Source organism: Amycolatopsis sp. NPDC006131, from assembly GCF_040614175.1.
Lineage (GTDB): Bacteria > Actinomycetota > Actinomycetes > Mycobacteriales > Pseudonocardiaceae > Amycolatopsis_E > Amycolatopsis_E tucumanensis.
Genome location: NZ_JBEXTX010000057.1, coordinates 1 through 24,380 on the forward strand (window position 1 = coordinate 1; position 24,380 = coordinate 24,380).

29 protein-coding genes are annotated in these 24,380 nt (G+C 71.4%); 17 read left to right on the forward strand and 12 right to left on the reverse strand.

From position 1 onward, the window contains the following. From ABZ215_RS26020 to ABZ215_RS26035, 4 genes are all read left to right on the forward strand, one after another. Positions 1-212: hypothetical protein (locus ABZ215_RS26020; protein WP_354952337.1), on the forward strand; the 212-nt coding region annotated here is incomplete at its 5' end. 3 nt (positions 213-215) lie between these two features. Continuing rightward, positions 216-830 carry an FABP family protein gene (locus ABZ215_RS26025; RefSeq protein WP_020421433.1) on the forward strand — a complete coding sequence of 205 codons (615 nt, stop codon included), beginning with the start codon at positions 216-218 and terminating at the stop codon, positions 828-830. A gap of 4 nt (positions 831-834) precedes the next feature. Further along, complete coding sequence (pxpB, locus tag ABZ215_RS26030) at positions 835-1,446, forward strand: 5-oxoprolinase subunit PxpB (protein WP_354952339.1); 612 nt, start codon at positions 835-837, stop codon at positions 1,444-1,446. Continuing rightward, the gene (locus tag ABZ215_RS26035) at positions 1,443-2,306 is read left to right on the forward strand and encodes a biotin-dependent carboxyltransferase family protein (RefSeq protein ID WP_354952341.1); all 864 of its coding nucleotides are present in this window, start codon (positions 1,443-1,445) and stop codon (positions 2,304-2,306) included. Before pxpB ends, ABZ215_RS26035 begins: the two co-directional genes overlap by 4 nt. Here ABZ215_RS26035 and ABZ215_RS26040 read toward each other — a convergent pair. After that, positions 2,297-3,142 carry an aminodeoxychorismate lyase gene (locus tag ABZ215_RS26040; protein WP_354952343.1) on the reverse strand — a complete coding sequence of 282 codons (846 nt, stop codon included), beginning with the start codon at positions 3,140-3,142 and terminating at the stop codon, positions 2,297-2,299. The two genes, ABZ215_RS26035 and ABZ215_RS26040, sit on opposite strands and share 10 nt — an antisense overlap. Before the next feature lie 30 nt (positions 3,143-3,172). Here ABZ215_RS26040 and ABZ215_RS26045 point away from each other — a divergent pair, with 30 nt between their 5' ends. Both ABZ215_RS26045 and ABZ215_RS26050 read left to right on the forward strand, forming a co-directional pair. After that, on the forward strand, positions 3,173-4,300 hold the full coding sequence (locus ABZ215_RS26045; protein ID WP_354952345.1) for a folate-binding protein: 1,128 nt from the start codon (positions 3,173-3,175) through the stop codon (positions 4,298-4,300). Positions 4,301-4,349: 49 nt separating this feature from the next. Continuing rightward, entirely contained in the window at positions 4,350-4,910 is a 561-nt protein-coding gene (locus ABZ215_RS26050; RefSeq protein WP_027936357.1) for a hypothetical protein, read from the forward strand. A gap of 279 nt (positions 4,911-5,189) precedes the next feature. Here ABZ215_RS26050 and ABZ215_RS26055 read toward each other — a convergent pair whose 3' ends face one another. Next, positions 5,190-6,089: a hypothetical protein gene (locus ABZ215_RS26055; RefSeq protein WP_354952347.1), complete on the reverse strand. Its 900-nt coding sequence runs from the start codon at positions 6,087-6,089 to the stop codon at positions 5,190-5,192. 198 nt (positions 6,090-6,287) lie between these two features. On the opposite strand from ABZ215_RS26055, the gene ABZ215_RS26060 reads away from it, so the two are divergent. The 3 genes from ABZ215_RS26060 (at position 6,288) to ABZ215_RS26070 (ending at position 8,336) form a co-directional block, all read left to right on the forward strand. Beyond that, positions 6,288-6,485, forward strand: coding sequence for a DUF3073 domain-containing protein (locus tag ABZ215_RS26060; RefSeq protein ID WP_017985773.1), 198 nt, complete (start codon positions 6,288-6,290; stop codon positions 6,483-6,485). 97 nt (positions 6,486-6,582) lie between these two features. Then, the gene (locus tag ABZ215_RS26065; protein ID WP_084022707.1) at positions 6,583-7,443 is read left to right on the forward strand and encodes a 3-hydroxybutyryl-CoA dehydrogenase; all 861 of its coding nucleotides are present in this window, start codon (positions 6,583-6,585) and stop codon (positions 7,441-7,443) included. Between the two features lie 2 nt (positions 7,444-7,445). Beyond that, entirely contained in the window at positions 7,446-8,336 is an 891-nt protein-coding gene (locus ABZ215_RS26070; protein WP_354952349.1) for a Gfo/Idh/MocA family oxidoreductase, read from the forward strand. 171 nt (positions 8,337-8,507) lie between these two features. Here ABZ215_RS26070 and ABZ215_RS26075 read toward each other — a convergent pair whose 3' ends face one another. Continuing rightward, positions 8,508-9,497 carry a YafY family protein gene (locus tag ABZ215_RS26075; RefSeq protein WP_354952351.1) on the reverse strand — a complete coding sequence of 330 codons (990 nt, stop codon included), beginning with the start codon at positions 9,495-9,497 and terminating at the stop codon, positions 8,508-8,510. A 61-nt stretch (positions 9,498-9,558) separates the two neighbouring features. Between ABZ215_RS26075 and ABZ215_RS26080 the strand changes: the two genes are divergently transcribed. After that, positions 9,559-10,128: a DinB family protein gene (locus ABZ215_RS26080; protein ID WP_354952353.1), complete on the forward strand. Its 570-nt coding sequence runs from the start codon at positions 9,559-9,561 to the stop codon at positions 10,126-10,128. 1 nt (position 10,129) lies between these two features. Continuing rightward, a complete protein-coding gene (locus tag ABZ215_RS26085; protein WP_237338873.1) occupies positions 10,130-10,567 on the forward strand; it encodes a VOC family protein in 438 nt (145 codons plus the stop codon). A 79-nt stretch (positions 10,568-10,646) separates the two neighbouring features. Here ABZ215_RS26085 and arfB read toward each other — a convergent pair whose 3' ends face one another. The 6 genes from arfB to ABZ215_RS26115 form a co-directional block, all read right to left on the reverse strand. Further along, complete coding sequence (arfB, locus tag ABZ215_RS26090; protein WP_354952355.1) at positions 10,647-11,084, reverse strand: alternative ribosome rescue aminoacyl-tRNA hydrolase ArfB; 438 nt, start codon at positions 11,082-11,084, stop codon at positions 10,647-10,649. Further along, positions 11,065-12,135, reverse strand: coding sequence for a phosphoribosylformylglycinamidine cyclo-ligase (gene purM / locus ABZ215_RS26095; protein ID WP_017985765.1), 1,071 nt, complete (start codon positions 12,133-12,135; stop codon positions 11,065-11,067). The genes arfB and purM overlap by 20 nt, the downstream gene beginning before the upstream one ends. 29 nt (positions 12,136-12,164) lie before the next feature. Next, positions 12,165-13,679 (reverse strand): amidophosphoribosyltransferase, encoded by a 1,515-nt coding sequence (gene purF / locus ABZ215_RS26100; protein WP_020421419.1) that lies wholly within the window; start codon positions 13,677-13,679, stop codon positions 12,165-12,167. A gap of 134 nt (positions 13,680-13,813) precedes the next feature. After that, the gene (locus ABZ215_RS26105) at positions 13,814-14,194 is read right to left on the reverse strand and encodes a hypothetical protein (RefSeq protein WP_354952357.1); all 381 of its coding nucleotides are present in this window, start codon (positions 14,192-14,194) and stop codon (positions 13,814-13,816) included. Further along, on the reverse strand, positions 14,181-14,420 hold the full coding sequence (locus ABZ215_RS26110; protein WP_020421417.1) for a DUF397 domain-containing protein: 240 nt from the start codon (positions 14,418-14,420) through the stop codon (positions 14,181-14,183). Before ABZ215_RS26110 ends, ABZ215_RS26105 begins: the two co-directional genes overlap by 14 nt. 226 nt (positions 14,421-14,646) lie before the next feature. Then, a complete protein-coding gene (locus ABZ215_RS26115) occupies positions 14,647-15,525 on the reverse strand; it encodes a helix-turn-helix transcriptional regulator (RefSeq protein WP_020421416.1) in 879 nt (292 codons plus the stop codon). A gap of 153 nt (positions 15,526-15,678) precedes the next feature. On the opposite strand from ABZ215_RS26115, the gene ABZ215_RS26120 reads away from it, so the two are divergent. Next, complete coding sequence (locus ABZ215_RS26120; RefSeq protein WP_027936356.1) at positions 15,679-16,512, forward strand: SAM-dependent methyltransferase; 834 nt, start codon at positions 15,679-15,681, stop codon at positions 16,510-16,512. On the opposite strand, the gene ABZ215_RS26125 is transcribed toward ABZ215_RS26120, so the two are convergent. Beyond that, the gene (locus tag ABZ215_RS26125; RefSeq protein ID WP_039791850.1) at positions 16,509-16,889 is read right to left on the reverse strand and encodes a sterol carrier family protein; all 381 of its coding nucleotides are present in this window, start codon (positions 16,887-16,889) and stop codon (positions 16,509-16,511) included. The two genes, ABZ215_RS26120 and ABZ215_RS26125, sit on opposite strands and share 4 nt — an antisense overlap. A gap of 65 nt (positions 16,890-16,954) precedes the next feature. On the opposite strand from ABZ215_RS26125, the gene ABZ215_RS26130 reads away from it, so the two are divergent. The 4 genes from ABZ215_RS26130 (at position 16,955) to ABZ215_RS26145 (ending at position 20,782) form a co-directional block, all read left to right on the forward strand. Beyond that, positions 16,955-17,578: a type VII secretion system-associated protein gene (locus tag ABZ215_RS26130; RefSeq protein WP_020421413.1), complete on the forward strand. Its 624-nt coding sequence runs from the start codon at positions 16,955-16,957 to the stop codon at positions 17,576-17,578. 94 nt (positions 17,579-17,672) lie between these two features. Further along, positions 17,673-18,506 (forward strand): lysozyme, encoded by an 834-nt coding sequence (locus ABZ215_RS26135; RefSeq protein ID WP_354709685.1) that lies wholly within the window; start codon positions 17,673-17,675, stop codon positions 18,504-18,506. A gap of 188 nt (positions 18,507-18,694) precedes the next feature. After that, positions 18,695-19,555 (forward strand): lysozyme, encoded by an 861-nt coding sequence (locus ABZ215_RS26140; RefSeq protein ID WP_020421411.1) that lies wholly within the window; start codon positions 18,695-18,697, stop codon positions 19,553-19,555. Between the two features lie 162 nt (positions 19,556-19,717). Then, positions 19,718-20,782 carry a hypothetical protein gene (locus ABZ215_RS26145; RefSeq protein WP_354952359.1) on the forward strand — a complete coding sequence of 355 codons (1,065 nt, stop codon included), beginning with the start codon at positions 19,718-19,720 and terminating at the stop codon, positions 20,780-20,782. Here the strand turns inward: ABZ215_RS26145 and ABZ215_RS26150 are convergent. Continuing rightward, on the reverse strand, positions 20,779-21,357 hold the full coding sequence (locus ABZ215_RS26150; protein ID WP_237338878.1) for an XRE family transcriptional regulator: 579 nt from the start codon (positions 21,355-21,357) through the stop codon (positions 20,779-20,781). The two genes, ABZ215_RS26145 and ABZ215_RS26150, sit on opposite strands and share 4 nt — an antisense overlap. A gap of 46 nt (positions 21,358-21,403) precedes the next feature. Here ABZ215_RS26150 and ABZ215_RS26155 point away from each other — a divergent pair, with 46 nt between their 5' ends. Next, positions 21,404-21,880 carry an N-acetyltransferase family protein gene (locus tag ABZ215_RS26155; protein WP_354952361.1) on the forward strand — a complete coding sequence of 159 codons (477 nt, stop codon included), beginning with the start codon at positions 21,404-21,406 and terminating at the stop codon, positions 21,878-21,880. 195 nt (positions 21,881-22,075) lie between these two features. Here the strand turns inward: ABZ215_RS26155 and purL are convergent, their stop codons facing one another. After that, positions 22,076-24,364 (reverse strand): phosphoribosylformylglycinamidine synthase subunit PurL, encoded by a 2,289-nt coding sequence (gene purL / locus ABZ215_RS26160; protein WP_020421406.1) that lies wholly within the window; start codon positions 24,362-24,364, stop codon positions 22,076-22,078. Positions 24,365-24,380: the final 16 nt, after the last annotated feature.

Genomic DNA, 24,380 nt, shown 5'->3' on the forward strand with positions numbered 1-24,380 from the left:
GCACGCCGCGGGGGTGGCCGTCGTCGTACCCGGACGAACCCGGCGCCGGGCGTGGTGCTCACCACGCGGGTGCGGGGCGAGCGAACCCCCTGCCGGCGGCTATCCTGCTGGACGTGGAGATCCTGTTTACGACGCTGCTGGTGCTCGCCGGCATCGCGATCCTCTGGTTCACCGTGTACGTCGTCTACCGGCTGTACGCCGACCAGCGCTGACCGATGACATCCGGCGATGACGCCGTCGCAGCCGCCGCCGAACGGGCCGAGTCGACGCGCGGGCGCAACCTGCCGCAGTTCGACGACCTGCCGATCCCGGTGGACACCGCGAACCTGCGTGAGGGCGCGAACCTGAACGACGCCTGCCTGGCGCTGCTGCCGCTCGTCGGCGTGTGGCGCGGGGAGGGCGAGGTCAACTACCCGACCATCGAGGGTCCGCGGCGGATCGCGCAGCAGCTCACCATCGCGCACGACGGCCGCCCGTTCCTCTACCACGAGGCCCGGTCCTGGCTGCTCGACGACGACGGCAACGTGGTCCGTGCCGCCGCCCGCGAGGTCGGCTGGTGGCGCCCGCAGGCCGACGACACGATCGAACTGCTGCTGGCCCACAACACCGGCATCATCGAGGTCTTCTACGGCAAGCCGCGCACCCAGACGTCCTGGGAGCTGGGCACCGACGCGGTCGTGCGCACCTCCACGGCCAAGGAGGTCACCGGCGCACAGCGGCTCTACGGCCTGGTCAACAACGGCGACCTCGGTTACGTCGAGGAGCGCGCGATGGTCGGCGAGCCCATGCAGCCGCACGTGTCCCTCTACCTGAAGCGCGTGGTCGGCTGACCTCGTGCGCTGGCTGCGCTACGGCCCGGACGCCGCGCTCGTCGAGTGCGAGTCGCTCGCCGAGATGAGCGCCGTCCGCGCCGCCGTGGTCGCCGCGGGCCTGCCCGATCTGGTCGAGGTCGTGCCGGGGGCGCGCACCGTGCTGATCGCCGCCCGGCCGGGCACACGCGCGCTGGAGCAGGCCCGCAGGCTCGTGGAATCGGCCGGCCTGGACGGCGGGGACGGCGGCGAGCCGCGGGAGATCACCATCGACGTCCGCTACGACGGCGAGGACCTCGACCTGGTCGCACGCACCGCGGGCATCACCGCCGCCGAGGTCGTCGAACTGCACACCGGCGTCACCTACACCGTCGCGTTCACCGGGTTCGCCCCCGGCTTCGGCTACCTCACCGGGCTGCCCGAACCGCTCCGCCAGTCGCGTTTGGACACTCCACGCACGCGCGTCCCGGCCGGGTCGGTCGCCATCGCGGGCGAGTTCACCGGCGTCTACCCGCGCTCGTCGCCCGGCGGGTGGCGGCTGCTCGGGCACACCGACGCCGTCCTGTTCGACAGCCGCGCCGAGCGGCCCGCCCTGCTCGCGCCCGGCGACCGCGTGCGGTTCCGGAGGATCGGGTGAGCCGCGCGCTGGAGGTCGTCGCGACCGGTCCGCTCGCGCTCGTGCAGGACCTCGGCCGCCCCGGGCACGCGCACCTCGGCGTGCCGCCGTCCGGCGCCCTCGACGTCCCGGCGCTGCGGCTGGCGAACCGGCTCGTCGGCAACCCGGAGGGCGCGGCCGGGATCGAGGCGCTGCTCGGCGGGCTCACCGTGACGGCCCGCGCGTCCTGCACGGTCGCGGTCACCGGTCCGCCGGTCGCCGTCGCCGTCGACGGCCGCCCGGCGGGCTCGCACGTGCCGGTCCACCTCGCCGCCGGGCAGACCCTGACCATGGGGCGGCCGGACACCGGCCTGCGCTGCTACCTCGCCGTCTCCGGCGGCATCGACGTCGAACCCGAGCTGGGCAGCCGGTCGCGCGATGTGCTGTCCGAGATCGGGCCGCCGCCGCTGGAGCCGGGTGACGTGGTGCCCCTGGGCGCGCCTGCCGGGATCCCGGACGGCGCGGACACCGTCACCGCCCCGCCGAACCCGCCCGCCCTGGTCGTCCCGGTCGTGCTCGGCCCGCGCGACGACTGGTTCGGCGACGCCGCCCACCAGCTGTCCGTGCCGTGGACCGTGACCAGCGAGTCCAACCGCGTCGGCCTGCGCCTGGACGGTCCCGCGCTCCGGCGCACCGGCGCGCGCGAGGGCGAGGAGCTGCCCAGCGAGGGTGTGATCACCGGCGCGATCCAGGTGCCGCCGAACGGCCTGCCGGTGGTGTTCCTCGCCGACCACCCGACCACCGGCGGCTACCCGGTGATCGCCGTCGTCGTGCCGCGGGCGCTGCCCGCGCTCGCGCAGGCCCGGCCGGGCACGACGATCCGCTTCCGCCCCTACGCGTAGAGGGCTTCGTAGGCCTGCGCCAGCTCGGCGTGGATCGCCGAGGAGTCGCGCAGCGGCTGGTGGTCCAGGGTGTGCACGCGGGTCAGCTTCCGCACCGACGACGCGAGGAACACCCCGTCGGCGGAGTGCAGGTCGGGCGTCCGGATCATCTCGATCTTGGTCGACCAGCCCGCCCGCTCGGCGGCGCGGAACACCGCCGCCTGCGTGGTGCCGGGCAGGATGCCGATGCCGGCCGGCGGGGTGTAGAGCGTGCCGCCGCGCGCCACGATCACGTTCGACGTCGGGCCCTCCAGCACGGAGTTCAAGTCGCTGGCGGTGAAGATCACGTCGTCCGCGCCGCGGCGGGCGGCCTCCCGCACGGCGGCCATGTTGACCGCGTAGGACAGCGACTTCGCGCCCAGCAGCAGCCACGGCGCGCGCTCGGCCAGCCCCGGGTCGATGCCGCGTTCCAGGGTCACCACGGCGACCCCCTCGTCGCGGGCGCGCAACACCTTCGGGTCGATTTCGATCCCGAGCGCGAAGGCCGTCGGCTCCCCCTCGGGGTCGGTGCCGCGGGTGTAGACGAGCTTCAGCGCGAACTCCCGGCCGCCGGCCCAGTTGTCGATCACCGCCTGCGCGGCCCGCTGCCACGCCGCGTCGTCCGGCTCCGGCAGGTCCAGCATGGACGCCGACCGCGCCATCCGGTCCAGGTGCGGGCGCAGCTCGCGTGCCTTCCCGTCGGCTACCAGGACCGTTTCGAAGACGCCGTCGCCGCGCATCAGGCCGAGGTCTTCGACCCGGATGTGCGGTTCGTCCGGATCGGCCAGGTTCCCGTTCAGGAAAGCGAGTACGCGCATGCGGTCACCGTACTCACCTAACATCGGGGTATGCCGCTCGTTTCTCCGCTCCTCGCCGCGCCGGGCGCCATCGCGCCGCCGGACGACCACCCCGAGCAGGGCGTGCCCTGGCACTGGGGCGACCCGTTCGCCGAGCAGCGCACCGCCGCGCGCAGCGTCGCCGTCGTCGACCGATCGCACCGCGAGGTGCTGGAGGTGACCGGCCCGGAGCGGTTGTCCTGGCTGCACCTGGTGATCTCGCAGCACGTCACCGAGCTGGCCGAGGGCACCGGCACCGAGGCGCTGGTGCTGGACAGCCAGGGGCACGTCGACACCCACATGGTCCTCGCGCACGTCGGGGAGGCCGTGTACCTGGACACCGACCCGGGGCCGGAGGCGACCAGCGCGCTGCCCAAGGGCGGCAAGCAGACCCTGCGCGAGTACCTCGAAGCGATGAAGTTCTGGTCCCAGGTGGAGATCAAGGACGTCAGCGACGAGCTGGCGATCCTCACCGTGCTCGGCCCGGAGGCGGGCCGGGTGCTGTCCGCTTTGGACATTGAGCTGGGCGCCGAGCCGTACTCCGTCGTGCCGGTCGGCCGCGGCTTCGCCCGGCGGATGCCCTGGCCCGGACGGTCCAGCGTGGACCTGGCCGTGCCGCGCGACGAGCTGGCCGACTGGTGGCGCCGCATCACCGACGCGGGCGCGCGCCCGGCGGGCACGTGGGCGTTCGACGCGTTGCGGGTCGAGTCGCTGCAGCCGCGGCTGGGTGTGGACACCGACGCGAAGACGATCCCGCACGAGGTGAACTGGATCGGCAGCGCCGCGCACGTCGCCAAGGGCTGCTACCGCGGGCAGGAGACCGTGGCGAAGGTGTTCAACGTCGGCCGCCCGCCGCGCCGGATGGTGCTGCTGCACCTGGACGGCTCGCCGGAGATCTACCCGGAGACCGGGGACCCGGTGAAACTCGGCGAGCGGGTCGTCGGGCGGGTCGGCAGCGTCGCGCAGCACCACGAGCTGGGGCCGATCGCGCTGGCCCTGGTCAAGCGGTCCGCGCCGGTGGACGCCGAGCTGCTCGCCGGGGACGAGGACCGGGTCGTGCAGGCCGCGGTCGACCCCGATTCGGTGCCAGCCGAGGGCGTCGCGCCGGGCCGGGAGGCCGCCGCTCGCCTGCGCGGGTGATAACGCACCCGCCCTGGCGCCGGGGCCCGGCATGGAGCACTATGTCCCGGTGATCGAAGTCCGGCCGGGCGGACGCCGTCGCATCGACCGTGTCCTGGACCCCGCCTACGTGCGGGGTCTCGCCGACCTGTCGCTCGGGCAGCTGCGTGAGCGCCGGGACGAGGCTGCCCAGGAGGAGACCGATCTCTCCTACCTGCGGCGGCTGCTGCACGCGCGGATCGACATCGTGCGGGCCGAGCAGGAGCGGCGGCGCTCCGGCGGCGAGAGCATCGTGGACCAGCTCGCCACGATCCTGTCCGACAACGCGCTGCGCCCGGCGCGCGGCTCGGGGCGGTACCAGCAGCTGGAGCCCTCCCGCGCCGGCGAGTACCGGCGCCAGGCCGAGGCGCTGGTGGGCAACGCCGACCTGACCGACGTGGGCGCGCTCTCGGACGAGAAGCTGGCCGCGACCCTCGACGACTACCGGGGCGAGGAGGCGTCGGTGTCGCAGCGCCGTCGCGAGGTGCAGGCCGTGGTGGACCAGCTGAACGCCGAGATCGCCGCCCGCTACGCGAAGGGCTCGGCCAACGTGGACGACCTGCTGGCCGCCGAGCGGGCGGACGACGCCTGACGATCGCCCTGGTTCACCGGGGCGTCCAGCGGCCGTGGCCCGCAGCGACCACGACGGCGCCGGCAAGGTGGTCGCCGAGATCACCGAGGCCGGTGGCCGCACCGCCGCCTTCGCCGCCGACGTGACTGACCCCCGGGGTCGACCGGCGGCAGATCACCGTGCACACCGTGGGCGACGTCGTCTACCGGGCCGGGGTGCCGCTGGGGCGGCTCAGCGAGCCCGCCGACGTCGCCGCCTGGCTTCCGACGACGTCCGGTTCGTCACCGCGGTGCGGTCGTCCTAGTTGAAGTGCTCCCGGGCCGCCAGCTCGCTCCAGTAGTCACGCAGGTCGGTGAACAGCTCGGCGATCTGCTCGACGTCGCCGGAGCGCAGGGCGTCCATGATGCTGTGCACCTCCTCCGCGCTGGTGTCCGACTCCAGCACCGGGTCGGCGATCAGCTGCACCAGCCCGCCGTAGTCCAGCTCGACCGCCGACGCCGGGTCGAAGTTCGTCAGCCACCGGGCGGTCTCCGCCAGGATCCGCGCCGGGCCGGAGTCGCCGAGGGTCTCCTCCACCAGCTCCCGCGCCTCGGCCACCCGCTGGGTCGCGTCGCCCATCGCCACGCGCCAGGAGACCTCGCGCTCCGGGTCGTCCGGGCCCGAGCCCAGGTTCAGCCTGCGGTGCTTGGGGTCGACCAGCGCGAACCACGGCAGCGGCACGGTCCACGTGGTGGACAGGACGTGCACGGCGGCCTGCGGCAGATCACCGAGCGCCGAGCTGGCCCTGGCCTTCAGCTTCTCCTCGCTCACCCCGGTCGAGTCGATCACCGCGGCGTGCAGCGACGGGTGCGCGTCGCCGAGGAAGCTCACCAGCGCCGCGGCCGAGCGGGCCCGCACCTCCAGGGGGCACACGAGCGGGCCGGGCCCGACCTTCGCGCCGGTGTCGGTGGGCACCTCGGCCGGGTCGAGCACCAGCACGTCGGAGCTCGGCAGCGCCCGCCCGCCGGGCAACTCGCCCGGCAGCAAACGGACGGGACGCGTGGTCTGTGACTTCAGCCACATGAGCTGTTCCCGCTCGGCGGCGGCCGCGCGGCTCAGCTGGGCCTGTTCGACGGCTTTGCGCAGCCCCGCGGGGGGAGGGTCGCCGAACGCGGACAAGGGCTCGTACACCCGGAGGTAGGCCACGAACGGTCGGAGCACCGTTGAATCGTGGCACGTCGCCGCCCGGTCGCGACCACCGACCGGCGCAATCCCCGACACTGTCGTGACAAGCACACGAAGCCACGTCGCATTGGACCCCTCGGACAGGGTACGGTGTCACCAGGAACCAATTGTCGAGACGATGCGGGGCCGCCGATTCCCCCGGCCGCCCCGTTCCCTGTGCGAGGGGGTCGAGCCATGGGGCGCGGCCGGGCCAAGGCCAAGCAGACGAAGGTGGCGCGAGAGCTCAAGTACAGCACTCCCGACACAGATTTCGCTGCGCTTCAGCGCGAGCTGTCAGGACAGTCCTCCAATTCTCATCCTCGTGAAGAGGACGAGAAGTACGAGGACCCGTACGACCCGTACGCCGACGAGTACGACGACTACCGTCGTTGACGTCTGACCAGCACACGAGGGTGGGTCCGGTCGTGACCGGAACCCGCCCTCGTGTGCTGTGTCATGCGTCGTCGGGCGCCGGAACTGGAGAGGTGCGATGGCGGACATCCAGCGAGTAGGCGTGGTCGGAGCCGGTTTGATGGGCTCCGGGATCGCCGAGGTGCACGCGCGTGCGGGTGCGGACGTGACGATCACCGAGGTGAACCAGCCGGCGCTCGACGCCGGTCGCGCGCGCATCGAGAAATCGCTGCAGCGCGCGGTAAAGGCGGGCAAGCTGAGCGCCGAGGACGCCGACGCGGCGCTCGGGCGGCTCACCTTCACCACCGACATCGCCTCCTTCGCCGACCGCGACCTCGTGATCGAGGCCGTGATCGAGCAGGAGCAGGCGAAGGTCGAGGTGTTCCGCTCGCTCGACAAGATCGTCGAGCGGCCGGACGCGGTGTTCGCCTCCAACACCTCATCCATCCCGATCATGAAGCTGGGCATGGCGACGAGCCGTCCGCAGCAGGTGATCGGCATCCACTTCTTCAACCCGGTCCCGGTGCTGCCGCTGGTCGAGCTGGTGCCGTCGCTGCTGACCGGTGAGGACACCGTGAAGCGCGCGGACGAGCACGTCACCGGCTCGCTCGGCAAGACCGTGATCCGGTCGCAGGACCGCGCCGGGTTCATCGTGAACGCGCTGCTCGTGCCGTACCTGCTGTCGGCGATCCGGATGATCGAGTCGGGCTTCGCCTCGGCCGAGGACATCGACCGCGGCATGGAGCTGGGCACCGCGCACCCGATGGGTCCGCTGCGCCTGTCCGACCTGATCGGACTGGACACGATCAAGGCGATCGCGGAGTCGATGTACGAGGAGTTCAAGGAGCCCCTCTACTCGCCGCCGCCGCTGCTGCTGCGCATGGTCGACGCCGGGCTGCTGGGCAAGAAGAGCGGCCGCGGCTTCTACTCCTACTCCTGATCGTGGACGAACCGCTGCGCGTCGGGCTGGTCGGCGCGGGTCCATGGGCCCGCACCGTGCACGCGCCCGGCCTGGCCGACCACCCGTCGACGCGGTTGAGCGCGGTGTTCACGCGCCGCGAGGAGGCGGCCCGGGAGCTGGCGCAGCCGTACGACGCCGAGGTGTGCACCAGCCTGGACGACCTGCTCGGCCAGGTCGACGCCGTCGCCTTCGCGGTGCCGCCGTCGACGCAGGCCGAGCTGGCGGTCGAGGTGGCCAAGGCGGGCAAGCACGTCATCCTGGAGAAGCCGATCGCCGCGGACGTCGCGGGCGCCGAGCGGCTGGCCGACGCCGTGGACGGCGCGGGCGTGGCGAGCCTGGTGATGCTGACCCTGCGCTACGCCACCGCGACGCGGGACTGGCTGGCCGGTCTCGCCGCGGCGGGCGGTTGGAGCGGCGGTGGCGTGCGGTGGTTGTCCGGCGGTCTGCTCGGCGGCGCGTACGCGGCTTCGCCGTGGCGGCAGGCGGACGGCGGCACGCTGGCCGACGTCGGGCCGCACGCCTTCGACCTGCTCGACGCCGCGCTCGGCATGATCGAGCGCGTGCGCTCGGCGCATCGCGGGCCCAGCGACCTGTGGCACGTGGTGTTCGAGCACGCGGGTGGCGCGCTGAGTTCGGCGACGTTGTCGTTGCGGTTGCCGATGCGGCCGACGGTCGTCGAGTTCGCGGTCTACGGCGAGCACGGCTACCGCACGCTGGGCCGCAAGGAGGGCGGCGCCGCCCAGTCCTACACCGCGATGCTGGACGACTTCGCGGCGATGGTCGACACCGGCACCACCTCCCACCCGTGCGACGTGCACCGCGGCCTGCACATCCAGCGGCTGCTGGAAAGCGCCCTGTCACTCGCGCGCTGACACACGATCCCGGACCTGCCGGTTTCCCGTCACGATCATCGCCGGTCCGTCCGCCCTGTTCGCGTGGCGGTTCCTGGCCCGCAGGCGGAGCCGGACCAGGCCGATGTGGGTCGCCGCGGCGCGCTGCGGCTGGATGCGGGATCGCGAGGTGCTCGGGATCCCCGCGCCGTGTCAGTCCACGCCCGGCAAGCGCCCGGTGGGGGTCTGAGGCTCCCCGGCCATCGCGGCGACGCGTTCGGCGAGCCGGGCCGCGGCCTCGCGCAGCTGCGGCGGTTCGAGGATCTCCGCCTCGTAGCCCAGCCGGGCCACGTGCACGGCCAGCCAGTCCAGCTGGTCACCGCCCGCGACGAGCAGGCACCACCCGTCCCGGTCCTCCTCGACGCGCCCGACCTGCGGCGGCACCAGGTCCCGCACCTCCTCGGCGCTGGCCCGCAGCCGCACCTTGGCGAGGTAGCGGTACGGCGCGGCGCTGACCGACCGCTGCACGTACGCCACCGGGTCGGGGTGCTCCCGCGGCCGGAAGCGCCAGGTCGTCGCCGTCACCTCGCGCATCCGGTCCAGCCGGAAGGTGCGCCAGTCGTCGCGGTCGAGGTCCCAGGCCATCAGGTACCAGCGGCGGTTGGTGGCGACCATGCGCACCGGCTCGACCGTGCGCTCCAGGTCCTCGCTGCCCCGGCTGGAGTACCGGAACCGGACCCGCACCGCGTCCCGGCACGCGCGGGCGAGCGTGACCAGCAGTTCCGCGTCGATCTCGATGCCGGCCACCAGCGTTTCGGTGGCGCCGTGCACCGCCCGCACCTCGGCACGCAGCCGGGGCGGCATGACCTGGTCGAGCTTCGCGAGCGCCCGCAGCGCCGCGTCACCTGCCCCGGCGACCGTGCCGCCGGAGGCCAGCCGGAGCGACACGGCGGTCGCGATGGCCTCTTCGTCGTCGAGGAGCAGTGGCGGCAGCCGGGTGCCCGCGCCGAGCTGGTAACCGCCGCCGACACCCGCTGTGGCGTGCACCGGGTAGCCGACCGCGCGCAGCCGCTCCACGTCACGGCGCACCGAGCGATCGGTGACGCCCAGCTCGGCCGCGAGTTCGGCGGCGGTCCAGGACGGCCGCCGCTGCAGCAGCGCCAGCAGCCGCAACACCCGCTCGACGGTGGCTTCCACGCTCATGCCGGAATGGTTCCACAGATCGCGGAAGGAACCTGTCCGCTATTGGTTGCATGCTGTCGCCATGAACCTCAACCGACTGCTCCGCGACCAGATCGACTGGCACTGGACCCACCAGCTGCGTGACCGCCTCGCCGGCCTCACCGACGACGAGTACTTCTGGGAGCCCGCGCCGGACAGCTGGAACGTGCGCCCGCGTGGCACCGGCACCGCGCCGGTGCAGGCCGGGTCCGGGTCGGTGACCATCGACTTCGCGTTCCCGGAACCCGACCCGGCCCCGATCACGACGATCGCCTGGCGCCTCGGGCACGTGATCGTCGGCGTGCTCGCGATGCGCAACGCCGCCCACTTCGGCCGCACCCCCACCGACTACGAGTCGTTCGAGTACGCGCCGACCGCGGCCGAGGCGCTCGCCCAGCTCGACGCCGAGTACGCGATGTGGATGAAGGGTGTGGAGTCGCTCGGCGAAGAGGGCCTCGCGCGCCCGTGCGGCGAGGCCGAGGGGCCGTACGCCGAGTGGCCGATGGCCGCGCTGGTCCTGCACATCAACCGCGAGCTGATCCACCACCTGTCCGAAGTGTCGCTGCTGCGCGACCTGTACCTGCACACCCGGATCCGCCAGGAGGCGAACTGACATGGCCCGCGAAATCCAGGTCACCTTCGACTGCGCCGACCCGGCCGCGGTCTCCGCGTTCTGGGCCGAGGCGCTCGGCTACGAGCTGCAGGCCCCGCCCGCCGGTTTCGACTCGTGGGAACAGGCGCTGGAGGCGATGGGCGTGCCACCGGAGCGGCGCAACGACGCGTCCGCTGTGGTTGACCCGGACGGCAAGGGCCCGCGGCTGTTCTTCCAGAAGGTGCCGGAGGGCAAGACGGTGAAGAACCGGGTGCACCTCGACGTGCGCGCGGCCCCCGGCCTCCAGGGCGACGAGCGGATGGCAGCGCTGGAAGCGGAAGCCGAACGACTGACCACCCACGGCGCGAAGCGGATCCACCGCCACGAGCCGGCGCCGCCGATGGCGTTCGGGCACATCGTCATGGCCGACATCGAGGGCAACGAGTTCTGCCTGGACTGAGTGCTGGACGAGTTCGCCCGGGCAGCGGGTCTCGCGGTCGCCGGGCGCCGGCCGTGACGCGGGACGGGCGAGCCGGACCCTAATACTCGAAGCGGCCGCCGCGGCCGCGCTTGACGTCGCCCCGGCGCTTCTTCTCCGCCAGCCGTCGCTCCTTGGCACCACGCGACGGCTTGGTGGGGCGGCGCGGCGGCGGGGGTGGCGCGGCCGCCGCGCGCAGGACCGCCACCAGCCGCTCACGCGCGGCTTCGCGGTTGGCCAGCTGCGCGCGGTGCTCGCTGGCCGCGATCGTCAGCACCCCGTCGACCAGGCGCGACCGCAACCGCTCCAGCAGCCGCGGCCGCAGATCGTCCGGGATGGACGGCGACCGGGCCACGTCAAACGACAGCTCGACCCGCGAGTCCGTGGTGTTCACGCCCTGACCGCCCGGCCCGGACGAGCGGGAGAACCGTTCGCGCAGCTCGGCGGCCGGGATCACCAGCCGCCGGGAAACCTGCAGGTCAGAACCGGGGGTGGTCACCGGTCAGCACCGCGCGCGGGGCCTCGGTGTCCTCGGTCGTGCGGATCTCGCCCAGCACCCACGCCGGCACGTGCCGCGCGGTCAGCACGGCCAGCGCCCGGTCGACGTCCTCGGACCCGACCACCGCGACCATGCCGACGCCCATGTTGAACGTCTTCTCCATCTCGGCCCGCTCGACCTTGCCGCGCTGCTGGATCAACGCGAACACCGGCGCCGGCGTCCAGGTGCTGCGCTCCAGCTCGGCGCGCAGCCCGGCCGGGATGACCCGCGCCAGGTTGGCCTCCAGCCCGCCGCCGGTGATGTGCGCGAACGTGCGCACGTCGGCCTCGGCGGCCAGCGCCAGGCAGTCCTTCGCGTAGATCCGGGTGGGCTCGAGCATCTCCTCGCCGAGGGTGCGGCCGAACTCCTCAACGTGCCCCTCCAGCGGCATCCGCGCGATCTCCAGCAGCACGTGCCTGGCCAGCGAGTAACCGTTGGAGTGCAGCCCGGACGCGCCCATGCCGATGACCACGTCACCGGGGCGCACCCGCTCCGGCCCGAGCACCTCGGACGCCTCGACCACGCCGACCCCAGTGGCCGAGATGTCGTAGTCGTGCTCGCCCATCAGGCCGGGGTGCTCGGCGGTCTCGCCGCCCAGCAGCGCGCAGCCCGCCTGGACGCAGCCCTCGGCGATGCCCGCGACCAGCGCGGCGATCTTCTCCGGCACGACCCGGCCGACGGCGATGTAGTCCTGCAGGAACAGCGGCTCGGCGCCGGTGACGACCAGGTCGTCCACGACCATCGCGACGAGGTCGATGCCGACCGTGTCGTGCTTGTCGAGCGCCTGCGCGACCGCGATCTTCGTGCCGACGCCGTCGGTGGACGACGCGAGCACCGGCTCCTTCCACCGGTCCAGCTTGAGGGAGAACAACCCGGCGAACCCGCCGACCCCGCCAAGCACCTCGGGCCTGCTCGCGCGCTCCGCGTGCGGTTTCAGCAGCTCGACCGCCTGGTCACCGGCTTCGATGTCGACGCCGGCTGCGGCATAGGTTGCGCTCGTGGACTCGCTCACGGCAAGCGGACTCCTGAACTCGACTGGACTCACGGACGCCGGACGGCATCCTCAGCACCGTACCCGGCCTGGGTGACGGTCCTGGCATCCGCCGGGTCGAGCCCTTCCAGCACGTACTTGCCGATCAGCGCGTCGTCGGGCAGCGGGATCGGGTACTGGCCGTCGAAGCAGGCCGTGCACAGCCGGGTCTTCGGCTGCTCGGACGCGGCGACCAGGCTGTCCAGCGAGACGTAGCCCAGCGAGTCCGCCCCGATGAGGCGGCGGATGCCCTCCAGGTCGGCGCCGTTGGCCACCAGCTCGGCCCGGGAGGCGAAGTCGATGCCGTAGAAGCACGGCCAGCGCACCGGCGGCGACGCGATCCGGACGTGCACCTCGAGCGCGCCGGCCTCGCGCAGCATCCGCACCAGGGCGCGCTGGGTGTTGCCGCGGACGATCGAGTCGTCCACCACGACCAGCCGCTTGCCGCGGATCACATCGCGCAGCGGGTTGAGCTTGAGGCGGATGCCCAGCTGGCGGATGGTCTGCGAGGGCTGGATGAACGTGCGGCCGACGTAGCCGTTCTTGACCAGGCCCTGGCCGTACGGGATGCCGCTGGCCTGCGCGTACCCGATCGCCGCGGGCGTGCCGGACTCCGGCACCGGGATGACCAGGTCGGCCTCGACCGGGTTCTCCGCGGCCAGCCGCTTCCCGATGTCCACGCGGGTGGCGTGCACGCTGCGGCCGGCGATGGAGGTGTCCGGGCGGGCCAGGTAGACGTACTCGAACACGCAGCCCTTGGGCTCCGGGCTCGCGAAGCGCGAGGACCGCAGGCCCTCGGCGTCGATGGCGATCAGCTCGCCCGGCTCGACCTCGCGGACGAACGACGCGCCGACGATGTCCAGCGCCGCGGTCTCGCTCGCGACGACCCAGCCGCGCTCCAGCCTGCCGAGCACCAGCGGGCGCACGCCGTGCGGGTCGCGGGCGGCGTACAGCGTCGACTCGTCGGCGAAGACCAGGCAGAACGCGCCGCGCAGGGTGGGCAGCAGGTCCAGCGCGGCGGCCTCGGTGCCCTTGTCCGCGGCGGCGTCCGCGAGCAGGCCGACGACCAGGTCGGAGTCGCTGGAGGAGCCGGTCAGCTCGCGGTGCGGCTTGAGGCCCGCGGCGCGGGTGCGGTCCCGCAGCTCGGCGGTGTTGACCAGGTTGCCGTTGTGGGCGAAGGAGATGCCGCTGCCGGTCGCCGTGTGGCGGAACATCGGCTGGGCGTTCTCCCAGGTCGAGGACCCGGTGGTGGAGTAGCGGCAGTGGCCGACCGCGATGTGCCCCTGCAGCGAGGAGAGCACCTGCTCGTCGAACACCTGGCTGACCAGTCCGAGGTCCTTGAAGACCACGATCTGCTTGCCGTCCGAGACCGAGATGCCGGCGGCTTCTTGCCCACGGTGCTGGAGCGCGTACAGGCCGTAATAGGCCATCTTCGCGACTTCTTCACCGGGGGCCCAGACGCCGAAGACACCGCACTCTTCTCGCGGTTCGCGCTCGGGCTGGTCGTCGATGTGGTGGGAAACCACGAAAGTGCTCCCTGGAGACGAGGGCAGGCCTACTCAAGTGTAGGTCGTGGACGATCGAAGTGACGCCCAGTGGTCAGTGGCGCTGGCCACTGACCACCGGGCGCCGACTCCCCCTCACGGGAGCGGTTCGCGGGTCAGCTCGCGGCGAGCCAGGTGGAGCGGCCGGTGCCGGTGGGCACCCAGCAGCCGCCGCGACGGGCCGAATCGTCCGGCGGCGCCGCGGCGTCGTCCGGCAGGGCGAGCAGTTCGTCCAGCACCGGAGCGGCCTCGCCCGTGGTGCGCCACAGCACCGTCCGCGGGGCGAGTACGTCGTCCTCGTCGCCGGGGATGCGGGTGGCGACCACGTCGTCCTCGGCGTTGAGGCGGACGACGTCGATCACCGCGTCGTGAGCGCGGACGCCGACCACCGCGATCACGGCGCCCTTCGCGTCGCGCGGGTGCACGAACTGGTATCCGCGGGCGATCAGGTCCTGCAGCAGGTCGTCGACGGACTTGGCCGTGTCAGTTGAGGACATCGTCGAACTCGCCGTCCTTCGCCCCCGCGACGAACGCGGCCCATTCGTCGCGGGTGTAGATGAGCGCGGGGCCTTCGGGGTAGCGGGAGTTTCTGACGGCGTACCGGTCCGTGGACAGCTGGGCGAACTCGACGCAGTTGCCGTTGGCTCCGCTGCGTGCGCTCTTGCGCCAGGACGCGCCGGTGAGGGCGCCGGCGGGCATGCCGTTCACGAACTGCTCAGCCATACTTCCCCAACCTTCCGGGTCAGTGCATCTGCGCGGTGCAAATGCACGTGCACTGGCCTTGTGGCGATCACGCTACCACTGGTTACTGCACGGGTAAATGCACGTGCACGGCCGAGAGTAATCCCAGATCGGAGGGTGAGGAATGGTGCGGGGCGTGTAATTCGATCGGGTGACAAAAACTGGCCTGGATGGCCTCGTTGCGACTACTCGTCGTCACCCATTTCGCCTAAAGCTCTTCCCGCTTCTTCAACAGCATCTGCCGCGTCCGATCGGGTGTTTCCGCGTCGACGGCGAGCCGGTCGAAGGCGCGGCCGTAGACCTCCAGGTCCTCCGGCTTCTCCAGGTACTGCGCGCCGTTGAGGTGCTCGACGTAGGCGATGTTCGGCAGGTCCGGCTCGGCGAACTGCAGCAGCGAGAAGGCGCTTTCCGCGGCGAACCCGCTCATGTCGAACGGGATGACCTGGATGGTCACGTTGGGCAGCTCGATGAGCTCCAGCAGGTGGCTGATCTGCTGCTTCAGGACGCCGGCGCCGCCGAACGGGCGCTCCAGCACGGCCTCGTCGAGCACCGCCCACAGCCGCGGCGGCTTCGGCCCGGTGAGCAGCTTCTGGCGGCGCATCCGCAGGCCCACCTTGCGCTCGACGCCCTCGTCCCGGCTGTCCGGGTCGCCGTGGCTGATCACCGCACGCGCGTAGCGCTCCGTCTGCAGCAGGCCGGGCACGAACATCAGCTCGTACGTGCGGATCCGGGAGGCCGCCTCCTCCAGGCCGATGTAGTTGTCGAACCAGCCGGGCACGAGGTCGTTGTAGGGGTGCCACCAGCCGGGCTGGTTGGACTCCTTGACCATCTTGACGGCCCACTCCCGCTCGGTGGGGTCGTGGACGCCGTACATGGTCAGCAGGTCGGTGACGTCGCGTTCCTTGAAGCCGACGCGGCCCAGCTCCATCCGGCTGATCTTCGACTCGGACGCGCGGATCTCCCACGCCGCCTTGGCGCGTGTGATGCCGGCTTTTTCGCGCAGGCGGCGGAGCTGGGTGCCGAGGATCATCCGCCGAGCCGTCGGGCCGGTGGCCTGTTCGGAGCCGGGGAGGTCGATGGGAGCCATCAAAGACCCTTCCTCGCAGAAATCACCAGTCATCCAACTTACAGCGCGGTGGGCCGCAGTCAAGCGCGGTGTGGATTTACCGGGCGCGGCACGCCCCTTACCCTACGTGGGTCCGACAATTCCATTCACATTCGATACGCCCGGGAGACCGCGATGTCCGGTGCCACCGCTCCCTATCCGAGTGCAGTTCCCGTAGGTGTGGACCCGACCAGGGCGAGCATCGCGCGCGTGTACGACGCCGCGCTCAACGGCAAGGACAACTACGAGATCGACCGGCAGGTGCTGGCGCAGGTCCGCACCGTCGCCCCGCAGGTCAACGACCTGGCCTGGGCCAACCGGGACTTCCTGATCCGCTCCTGCCGGTTCCTGGCCATGCAGGCGGGCATCGACCAGTTCCTCGACCTCGGCTCCGGGCTGCCGACGGCCGAGAACACCCACCAGGTCGTGCAGCGGGTGCACCCGGAGGCGAAGGTCCTCTACGTCGACAACGACCCGGTGGTGCTCGCGCACGGCCGCGCGCTGCTCGAAGAGAACGACCGCACCCACTTCGTCGCCGCGGACATCTTCCAGCCGGAGCAGATCCTGGAGCACCCGGAGATCCGCGAGTTCCTCGACTTCTCCCGGCCGATCGCGCTGCTGCAGATCGGCACCTGGCACCACTACCTCGGCGACGACGGCGGCGAGAAGATGGCCACCTACATCGACGCGCTGGCCCCCGGTTCGTACGTCTCCATCGCCCACTTCTACAACCCGGGCACGCCGGAGCACGCCGAGCTGGCCGCGAAGATGGAGGAGAAGTTCGTCCACAGCCCGATGGGCAGCGGCCGGTTCCGGACCAGGGAGGAGATCCAGGCCCTGTTCCCCGGTCTGGAGATGGTCGAGCCGGGCCTCGTCCTGTGCGACGACTGGTGGCCGGACGGCCCGCGGTTGCAGCCCCTGAACCTCGTCCGCCAGTGCATCGCGGGCGGTGTCGGCCGCAAGCCTTAGAGGCGCACGAGCGGCAGCCAGTGCGAGAGGTCGGCCCGGGTCCCGGACGCGGTGACCCGGCCCTCCCGCACCGCGTCCGTCCATTCGAGACGGCCCGTGGCCAGTTCCAGCCACGTCCGCGGGTCCGTCTCGACCACGTTCGGCGGCGTGCCGCGGGTGTGCCGCAGCCCCTCGACGCACTGCACCGCCGCGAAGGGCGGCACCCGCACCTCGACGCTCTTGCCGGGGGCGTCCTGGGCGAGCGTGCGCAGGCTCAGCCGGACGGCCGCGGCGAGCTCCGGGCGCGCCGGCCGGTCGGCTTCTCCGCTCAACCAAGCCGAAACGACCTGCAGCGCGGCTCTCAACTCAGCGGGGTCAACCGGACGCGGTGCGGGCATGGTCAAACAGTAGAGTGCACAGCAGCAGACGTGAGCAAGGTGACGCGGAAACACGGGGTTCGCACATGGCGCAGCGGGACGAGGCGGATCGCCTTCTACCCAATCCTCAGCCCGAGCACAAGACGGGCAAGCCCAAGATCACCGAGGAGATGCGCGCCAACGCCAGGGCGAATCCGAACAGCTGGCTCTACGTGATCGATGAGGCGTTCGACCCCAACGGGCCGGTGCCGTCGTGGGCCGTCGTCGGCGCGTACCCGGTCAACGGCAGCGGCAACATCGTGGAGGACTTCCACCCCAACGACCGCTACCGGCCGTCGCCCAAGGCGCTCGGGTTCCCGGAGCCGCGCAACGACCTGGAGCGGCTGCTGCAGCTGGTCCGGACCAACCACCGGCCGGCGAGTGACCTGCCGCCGGTGATCCTCGACTCGACGCTGTTCGTCTACGCGCTCGCGCCCATGCAGCGCACCGTCATCGGGTTCCACAACACCGACGGGCGCGTCCTGGTGCCGGCCTACACGTCGAAGTCGCTGGTGCCGCCGGAGTGGCCGCACGCGCGGGCGGTTCTCGGCCGCGACATGGTGCCGCTGCTCGCGGGTCACGCGGTGGCGATCAACCCGCACGACGTGGTGACCGCGGTGGTGCCGGCCGAGCACCTGGTGGCCGCGCTCGAGCAGGAGCAAAAAGACTAAACATTCCGCACGGTTAAGCCAGTCGCATCACGCTTTCGAGCTAAGCCGACTCGCAAAAAGGGCTCCATCGAGGCATGGTGACGACCATCGGAGGATGGGAGTCGCCGTGCAATTCTGGAGTTCGAAACTGCGCCTGGGCACGCTGCTCGTGTCCGTGGCGCTGGGGACGACCGCCGTCTGCGGAGCGGGGTCGTCCGCCGCGTCCACACCGGACTACTCGAAGGCGGAAAGCACTTTCGCCGGTTCGCAGATCGCCGCCGTCGAGGGCAAGGGCGATCCGCCCCGGTACAACGCGGATTCCGGCGCGCTGGGGCACGACGTCAGCGGGCACCAGGGTGACGTGAACTGGCCGAGCGCCTGGGGCGCAGGCGGCCGGTTCGTCTACGTCAAGGCCACCGAGGGCACCGGGTTCATCAACAAGCGTTTCACCCAGCAGTACAACGGTTCCTACAACATCGGGATGATCCGCGGCGCCTACCACTTCGCGCGCCCGGACGTCTCCGGCGGCCGCGAGCAGGCCGAGTACTTCCTCGCCCACGGTGGCGGCTGGACCCCGGACGGGCGGACGCTGCCCGGGGCGCTCGACGTGGAGTACAACCCGTACGGCGAGGCCTGCTACGGCCTCGACCCGAAGCGCATGGGCGAGTGGATCCGGGACTTCTCGGACGCCTACCACGCCCGCACCGGCCGCTTCCCGGTCATCTACACCTCGACGAACTGGTGGAACAAGTGCACCGGGAACAACGCGGGGTTCGGGCAGAACAATCCGTTGTGGATAGCCCGCTACCAGCCGACCGTCGGCCCGCTGCCCGCCGGGTGGTCGCGCCAGTTCATCTGGCAGTTCGCCGACTCGGGGGTGCTGCCGGGCGACCAGAACCTGTTCAACGGGCCGCTGGACCAGGTCAAGGGTTTCGCCACGAACAACTGACGTCGTAATCCGGTCGAGTTACTACGAAAGTCGGTCCGTCGCCGACGACATGCGGGAATCACCCACCTGTCATCCGAAATTCACGGGATTTGGTGACAAAGCGGCAAGTCGTCATCAAGAATCACGGCCTGGACGGTCTCCCTGCAACCAAGACCGTCCTCCGCGAGGGCAATGGAAAGGACTCGGGTATGTCTGCTCCACGCAAGAGATGGTGGCGGTTCGCCACGTCCGCCGCCGCCGCGTCGGTCGCCGTGCTCGTGCTCGGCGCCCTGGCCCCGGCCGGCGCGGCTCCGGCCACCGTCGACGGGATGCCGGTCGACGACTACGTCGCTCGTTACGATCACCCGATGGGTTCGCAGATCGCGCGCGTCGAGGGCGATCACTCGACCGCGGAGACGCAGGCCGCCGCCGCCGGCGACACCGCGGCGGCGGCGACGGTGGAGGGCATCGACGTCAGCGGCCACCAGGGCAACGTCGACTGGGCGAACTACTGGGGCCAGGGCAAGCGGTTCGCCTACGTCAAGGCGACCGAGGGCACGTACTACACCAACCCGTACTTCGCGCAGCAGTACAACGGCTCCTACAACATCGGCATGATCCGCGGCGCCTACCACTTCGCCACCCCGGACACGGCGTCCGGCGCCGCGCAGGCCAACTACTTCGTCGACCACGGCGGGGGCTGGTCGGCGGACGGCAAGACGCTGCCGGGCGCGCTGGACATGGAGTACAACCCGTACGGCTCGACCTGTTACGGGTTGTCGAAGAGCGCGATGACCGCGTGGATCAAGGACTTCAGTGACACCTACCACGCCCGCACCGGGCGGTACCCGGTGATCTACACCAGCACGAACTGGTGGAGCCAGTGCGTCGACGGGGCGTTCGCGGCGACGAACCCGCTGTGGATCGCGCGCTACGCCTCGACGGTGGGAACCCTGCCGCACAACTGGAGTTTCCACACGTTCTGGCAGTACTCGTCGAGCCCGATCGACCAGAACACCTTCAACGGCGCGTACGACCGGCTGCAGGTGCTCGCCACCTCGAAGGGCTGACCGCGAGGGGGCTCCCGCCCGTCCGTGGTGGGAGTCTCCTTCGCTTTTGTCGGAGTCGCCAGGCACAATGCCCGTGATCAGTGCGATGTCCGGGCGTGGGGGAACCAGGTTCGGCGCCGATACGTCCGAGCAGGGCGTAGCGATCCAGGAAGGGCGACGTCGATGACCTACCCACCGCAGCCGGGACAGCCGGATTACGGTCAGCAACCAGATCCGTACGGCCAGCAGCAGGGCGGCTACCCGCAGTCCGGGGGCTTTCCGCAGCAGGGTGGGCAGTACGGCGGCCAGCAGTACCCGGGCCAGCAGCCCTACGGCCAGCCCGAGTACGGCCAGCAGCCCGGTTACGGGCAGCAGCCGGGCTACGGCCAGCAGTACCCGGGCTACGACCCGAACTACCCGCAGACCGCGCAGTTCGGCTACGGCGGCCCGCCGCCCGGTGGTGGGGGCAGCAAGAAAGGCCTGTGGATCGGCCTGTCGGTCGGTCTCGTCGTCGTGCTGGCGGCGCTGGGCATCACCGGGTTCTGGGTGCCGGGCTTCTTCCTCGGCGACAAGGAGGAGGGTCCCCAGACGGTCGCCCAGCAGGTGATCGACGGGATCAAGAACCACGACAAGAACGCGCTCAACGCGTTGAAGTGCGCGGACGCGAGCCGGTCGGTCACCACCGCGATCGAGGACGTCAACGACGTCGACAGCATCACGATGGGCAAGGTCACCGAGAACGGCGACACCGCGACGGTCGAGTTCAGCGCGACCGCGGGCGGCAAGAACGGCACCGGCACCGGTGCGCTGGCCAAGGTCAACGGCAAGTGGTGCTGGAAGGACCTGGAGACCAGGGTGTCCGGCAGCGGCGGCTCGACCCGCACGTCCACCTCGCGCTCGTCGAGCAGCCGGACCCCGACGTCGTCCAGCAGCTCGTCGTCGACCGGGGGCACCGGCGGCAGCAACGGCAAGGCGATGGTCGAGGACTTCCTGGCCAAGATGGCCGCCGGTGACGTCAACGGCGTGACCTCGCTGGTCTGCTCGGACGCCACGCAGGACAACAAGGACGACGCGCGGGAGGCGGCCGAGAAGCGCGCCAACGTGACGCCGACCTACGACAGCGCCACGGACACCATGGTGTCCGGCGACCTGACCGGCACGCAGCAGGGCGAGCAGGTCACCGGCCTGTTCTTCGCAGAGAACTTCGACGGCGAGGGCTTCTGCGTCTCGGTGTTCGGGGTGTTCTAGCCGGATCGGCGGCCGAGGCCGGGGCGCCTCGGCCGCATGATCAGCGCCGCGACGTAGTACGTGCAGGGCGTCGCGGCGTGGTTGGCGTAGGAGAGGGTGACGTCTGCCGGGAGGTAGAGGCTGTCACCCTCTTCCAGTTCCAGGGTGTCCTCGTCGATCGTCAGCGTGAGGACGCCGGACTGCACGTAGATGAACTCGTGCGAGCCCGCCGCGTAGGGCGGGTAGGTGCCGGCCTCGCAGCCGGCGGGCAGCGTCGAGCGGATCCACTCGAAGTTCACCCCCGGCACGACGGGGGTGAGGATGGTCCGCTGCCACCCGCCCGGCTCGTCGACCACGTCCTGGTCCGCGGCCCGGCGCACGATCATCCGCGGCGGCTCGGTGAGCAGGTCCGACAGCGGCAGCCCGAGCCCCTGCGCGATCCGGTCCAGCACCACGACGGTCGGCGCCTTCGAGCCCCGCTCGACCGCGGACAACATGCTGACGCTGACCCCCGATCGGTCGGCGAGCCCCTGCAGGGTCATGCCGCGGCCAGTGCGGGTGGTCTGGATGCGCCTGCCCAGCGCGCCGAGATCCATGTACCCTATAGTAGTGCTTGATTCTCCTATAGTGAAAGCGGCGGGGGTGGCCGACCTACCGGCGATCGCCGCGATCTACGAGGGTTACGTGCGCACCAGCACCGCGACGTTCGAGCTGGAGCCGCCGGACCTGGCCGAGTGGACCCGCCGCTTCACCGCGATCGCCGACGCGGGCCTGCCGTTCCTGGTGGCCGAAGTGGACGGTCGTGTCGCCGGCTACGCGTACTGCTCGCCGTGGAAGACGCGTCCGGCCTACCGTCGCACGGCGGAGAACTCGATCTACCTCGCCCCGTGGTCGACGGGCCGCGGCGTGGGCGGCGCACTGCTGGACGCGCTCCTGTCCCGCTGCCGGGAGAACGGAATCCGCGAGGTGATCGCGGTGATCGCCGACCCGGAGCGCAACCCGGCCTCACCCGCGCTGCACCGCCGCCGCGGCTTCGCCGACGTCGGGGTGCTGCGCAACGTCGGCTACAAGCACGACCGCTGGCTCGACACGCTCCTGCTGCAGAAGAGCCTGATCTAGAGTTCCGGAACGCGGTCTCGCTGGACTTCCGCCGGATCCGCTTCTCGGATCACGTCGACCTCCGGATGGCGGTCGAGAGCGTCTCGCTCTTCAACACCGGAGTCGACCAGGCGCGGGAAGTGCAGCTCCCCGCGGCCTGGTCGCTCGAACCGTTCGTTGGCGGACGCGCCCGGCTCCGCGTCCGAGGCTGAACCGTCAGTCGAACAGCTTCGGGAGCGTGCTCTCGAACGCGTCGCGCAGCTCTTCCATCCCGAAGGTCGCCACGCCCTGGATCTCCAGGCCGCCCGCCTCCGGGTCCACGACGCCCGCCTTGCGCCAGGGGAGCCCGCGGGCCGTGCACATCTCCGTGAACCGCAGCTCCTCGGTCCGCGGCACCGCCACCAGGACCCGCCCGGTGGACTCCGAGAACAGCTGCACGAACGGGTCGGCGTCCTCGTCGAGCAGGGCCCGCGCGCCGCACTGGCCGATCAGCACCATTTCCACCAGGGCCTGCGCCAAGCCGCCGTCGGAGAGGTCGTGTGCGGCCGAGATCATCCCGTCCCGCGAACCGGCGACCAGGATCTCCGCCAGCAGCCGCTCGCGCTCCAGGTCCACCTTCGGCGGCAGCCCGCCCAGGTGCCCGTGGATCACGTGCGCCCACGCCGAACCGCCGAACTCGTCGTGCGTCTCGCCGAGCAGCAGCAGCGTCTCGCCCGCCTCGGCGCCGATCCCGGTCGGGATGCGCCGCCGCACGTCGTCGATCACGCCGAGCACACCGACCACCGGCGTCGGCAGGATCGCCGTCTCACCGGTCTGGTTGTAGAAGCTCACGTTGCCGCCGGTCACCGGGATGCCGAGCTGCGCGCAACCGTCGGCGATGCCGTGCACGGCCTGCTCGAACTGCCACATCACACCCGGGTCCGTGGGCGCGCCGAAGTTCAGGCAGTCCGTCACCGCCAGCGGGGTGGCGCCCGTCGTCGCCACGTTGCGGTACGCCTCGGCCAGCGCGATCTGCGCCCCTGCGTACGGGTCGAGGTACACGAACCGGCTGTTGCAGTCCGTCGACACCGCGACGCCGCGCCCGGTCTCCTCGTCGATGCGGATCATGCCGCCGTCCGACGGCTGCGACAGCACCGTGTTGCCGCGCACGTACCGGTCGTACTGGTCGGTCACCCACTCCTTCGACGCCTGGTTCGGCGACGAGACCACCTTCAGCAGCGTCTCCCGCAGCTCGTCCGGAGTGGACGGACGGTGCAGCTTCTCCGGCGTGTCCGCCTGCAGTTCGTCCTGAGTGGACGGACGGGCGACCGGCCGGTCGTACACCGGGCCCTGGTGCGCCACGGTGCGCGGCGGCACGTCCACCACGGTCTCGCCGTGCCAGGTCACCACCAGGTGGTCACCGTCGGTGACCTCGCCGATGACGGTGGCGATGACGTCCCACTTCGCGCACACCGCGAGGAAGGCGTCCACCTTGGACGGTTCGACGACCGCGCACATCCGCTCCTGCGACTCGCTGGAGAGGATCTCCGCCGGGGTCATGCCCTCGGCGCGCAGCGGCACCTTGTCCAGCTCGACGTGCATGCCGCCGTCGCCGGCCGCGGCCAGCTCCGACGTCGCGCAGGACAGGCCCGCGCCGCCGAGGTCCTGAATACCCACCACGAGCTTCTGCTGGAACAGCTCGAGGCAGCACTCGATGAGCACCTTCTCGGTGAACGGGTCGCCGACCTGGACGCTCGGCAGCTTCTTGCGGCCGCCGGAGTTCTCGTCGCCGGAGAAGGTGTCGCTGGCCAGCACCGACACGCCGCCGATGCCGTCCAGACCGGTCCGCGCGCCGAACAGGATGATCTTGTTGCCGGTGCCCGAAGCGAACGCCAGGTGCAGGTCCTCGGTGCGCATCGCGCCCACGCACAGCGCGTTCACCAGCGGGTTGCCCGCGTAGCTGGCGTCGAAGGCGACCTCGCCGCCGATGTTGGGCAGGCCGAGGCAGTTGCCGTACCCGGCGACGCCGGCCACGACACCCGGCAGCACGCGGCGGGTGTCCGGCGCGTCGGCCGGGCCGAAGCGCAGCGAGTCGGCCACCGCGAGCGGCCGCGCGCCCATCGCCAGGATGTCGCGCACGATGCCGCCGACACCCGTCGCGGCGCCCTGATAAGGCTCCACATAGGACGGATGGTTGTGGCTCTCGACCTTGAAGGTGACCGCCCAGCCGTCACCGATGTCGACGACACCGGCGTTCTCGCCGATCCCGGCGAGCATCTTCGAGCGCATCTCCTCGGTGGTGGTCTCGCCGAAGTAGCGCAGGTGCTTCTTCGACGACTTGTACGAGCAGTGCTCGCTCCACATCACCGAGTACATGGCCAGTTCGGCGTCCGTCGGCCGCCTGCCCAGGATCTCGCGGATGCGCGCGTACTCGTCGTCGGCGAGCCCGAGCTCGCGGTAGGGCTGCGGGAGGTCCGGCGTTTCCGCGGCCCGCTCGGTCGTGTCGATGGCCAGGGTGTCGGTCACGGCCTCCAGGGTACTT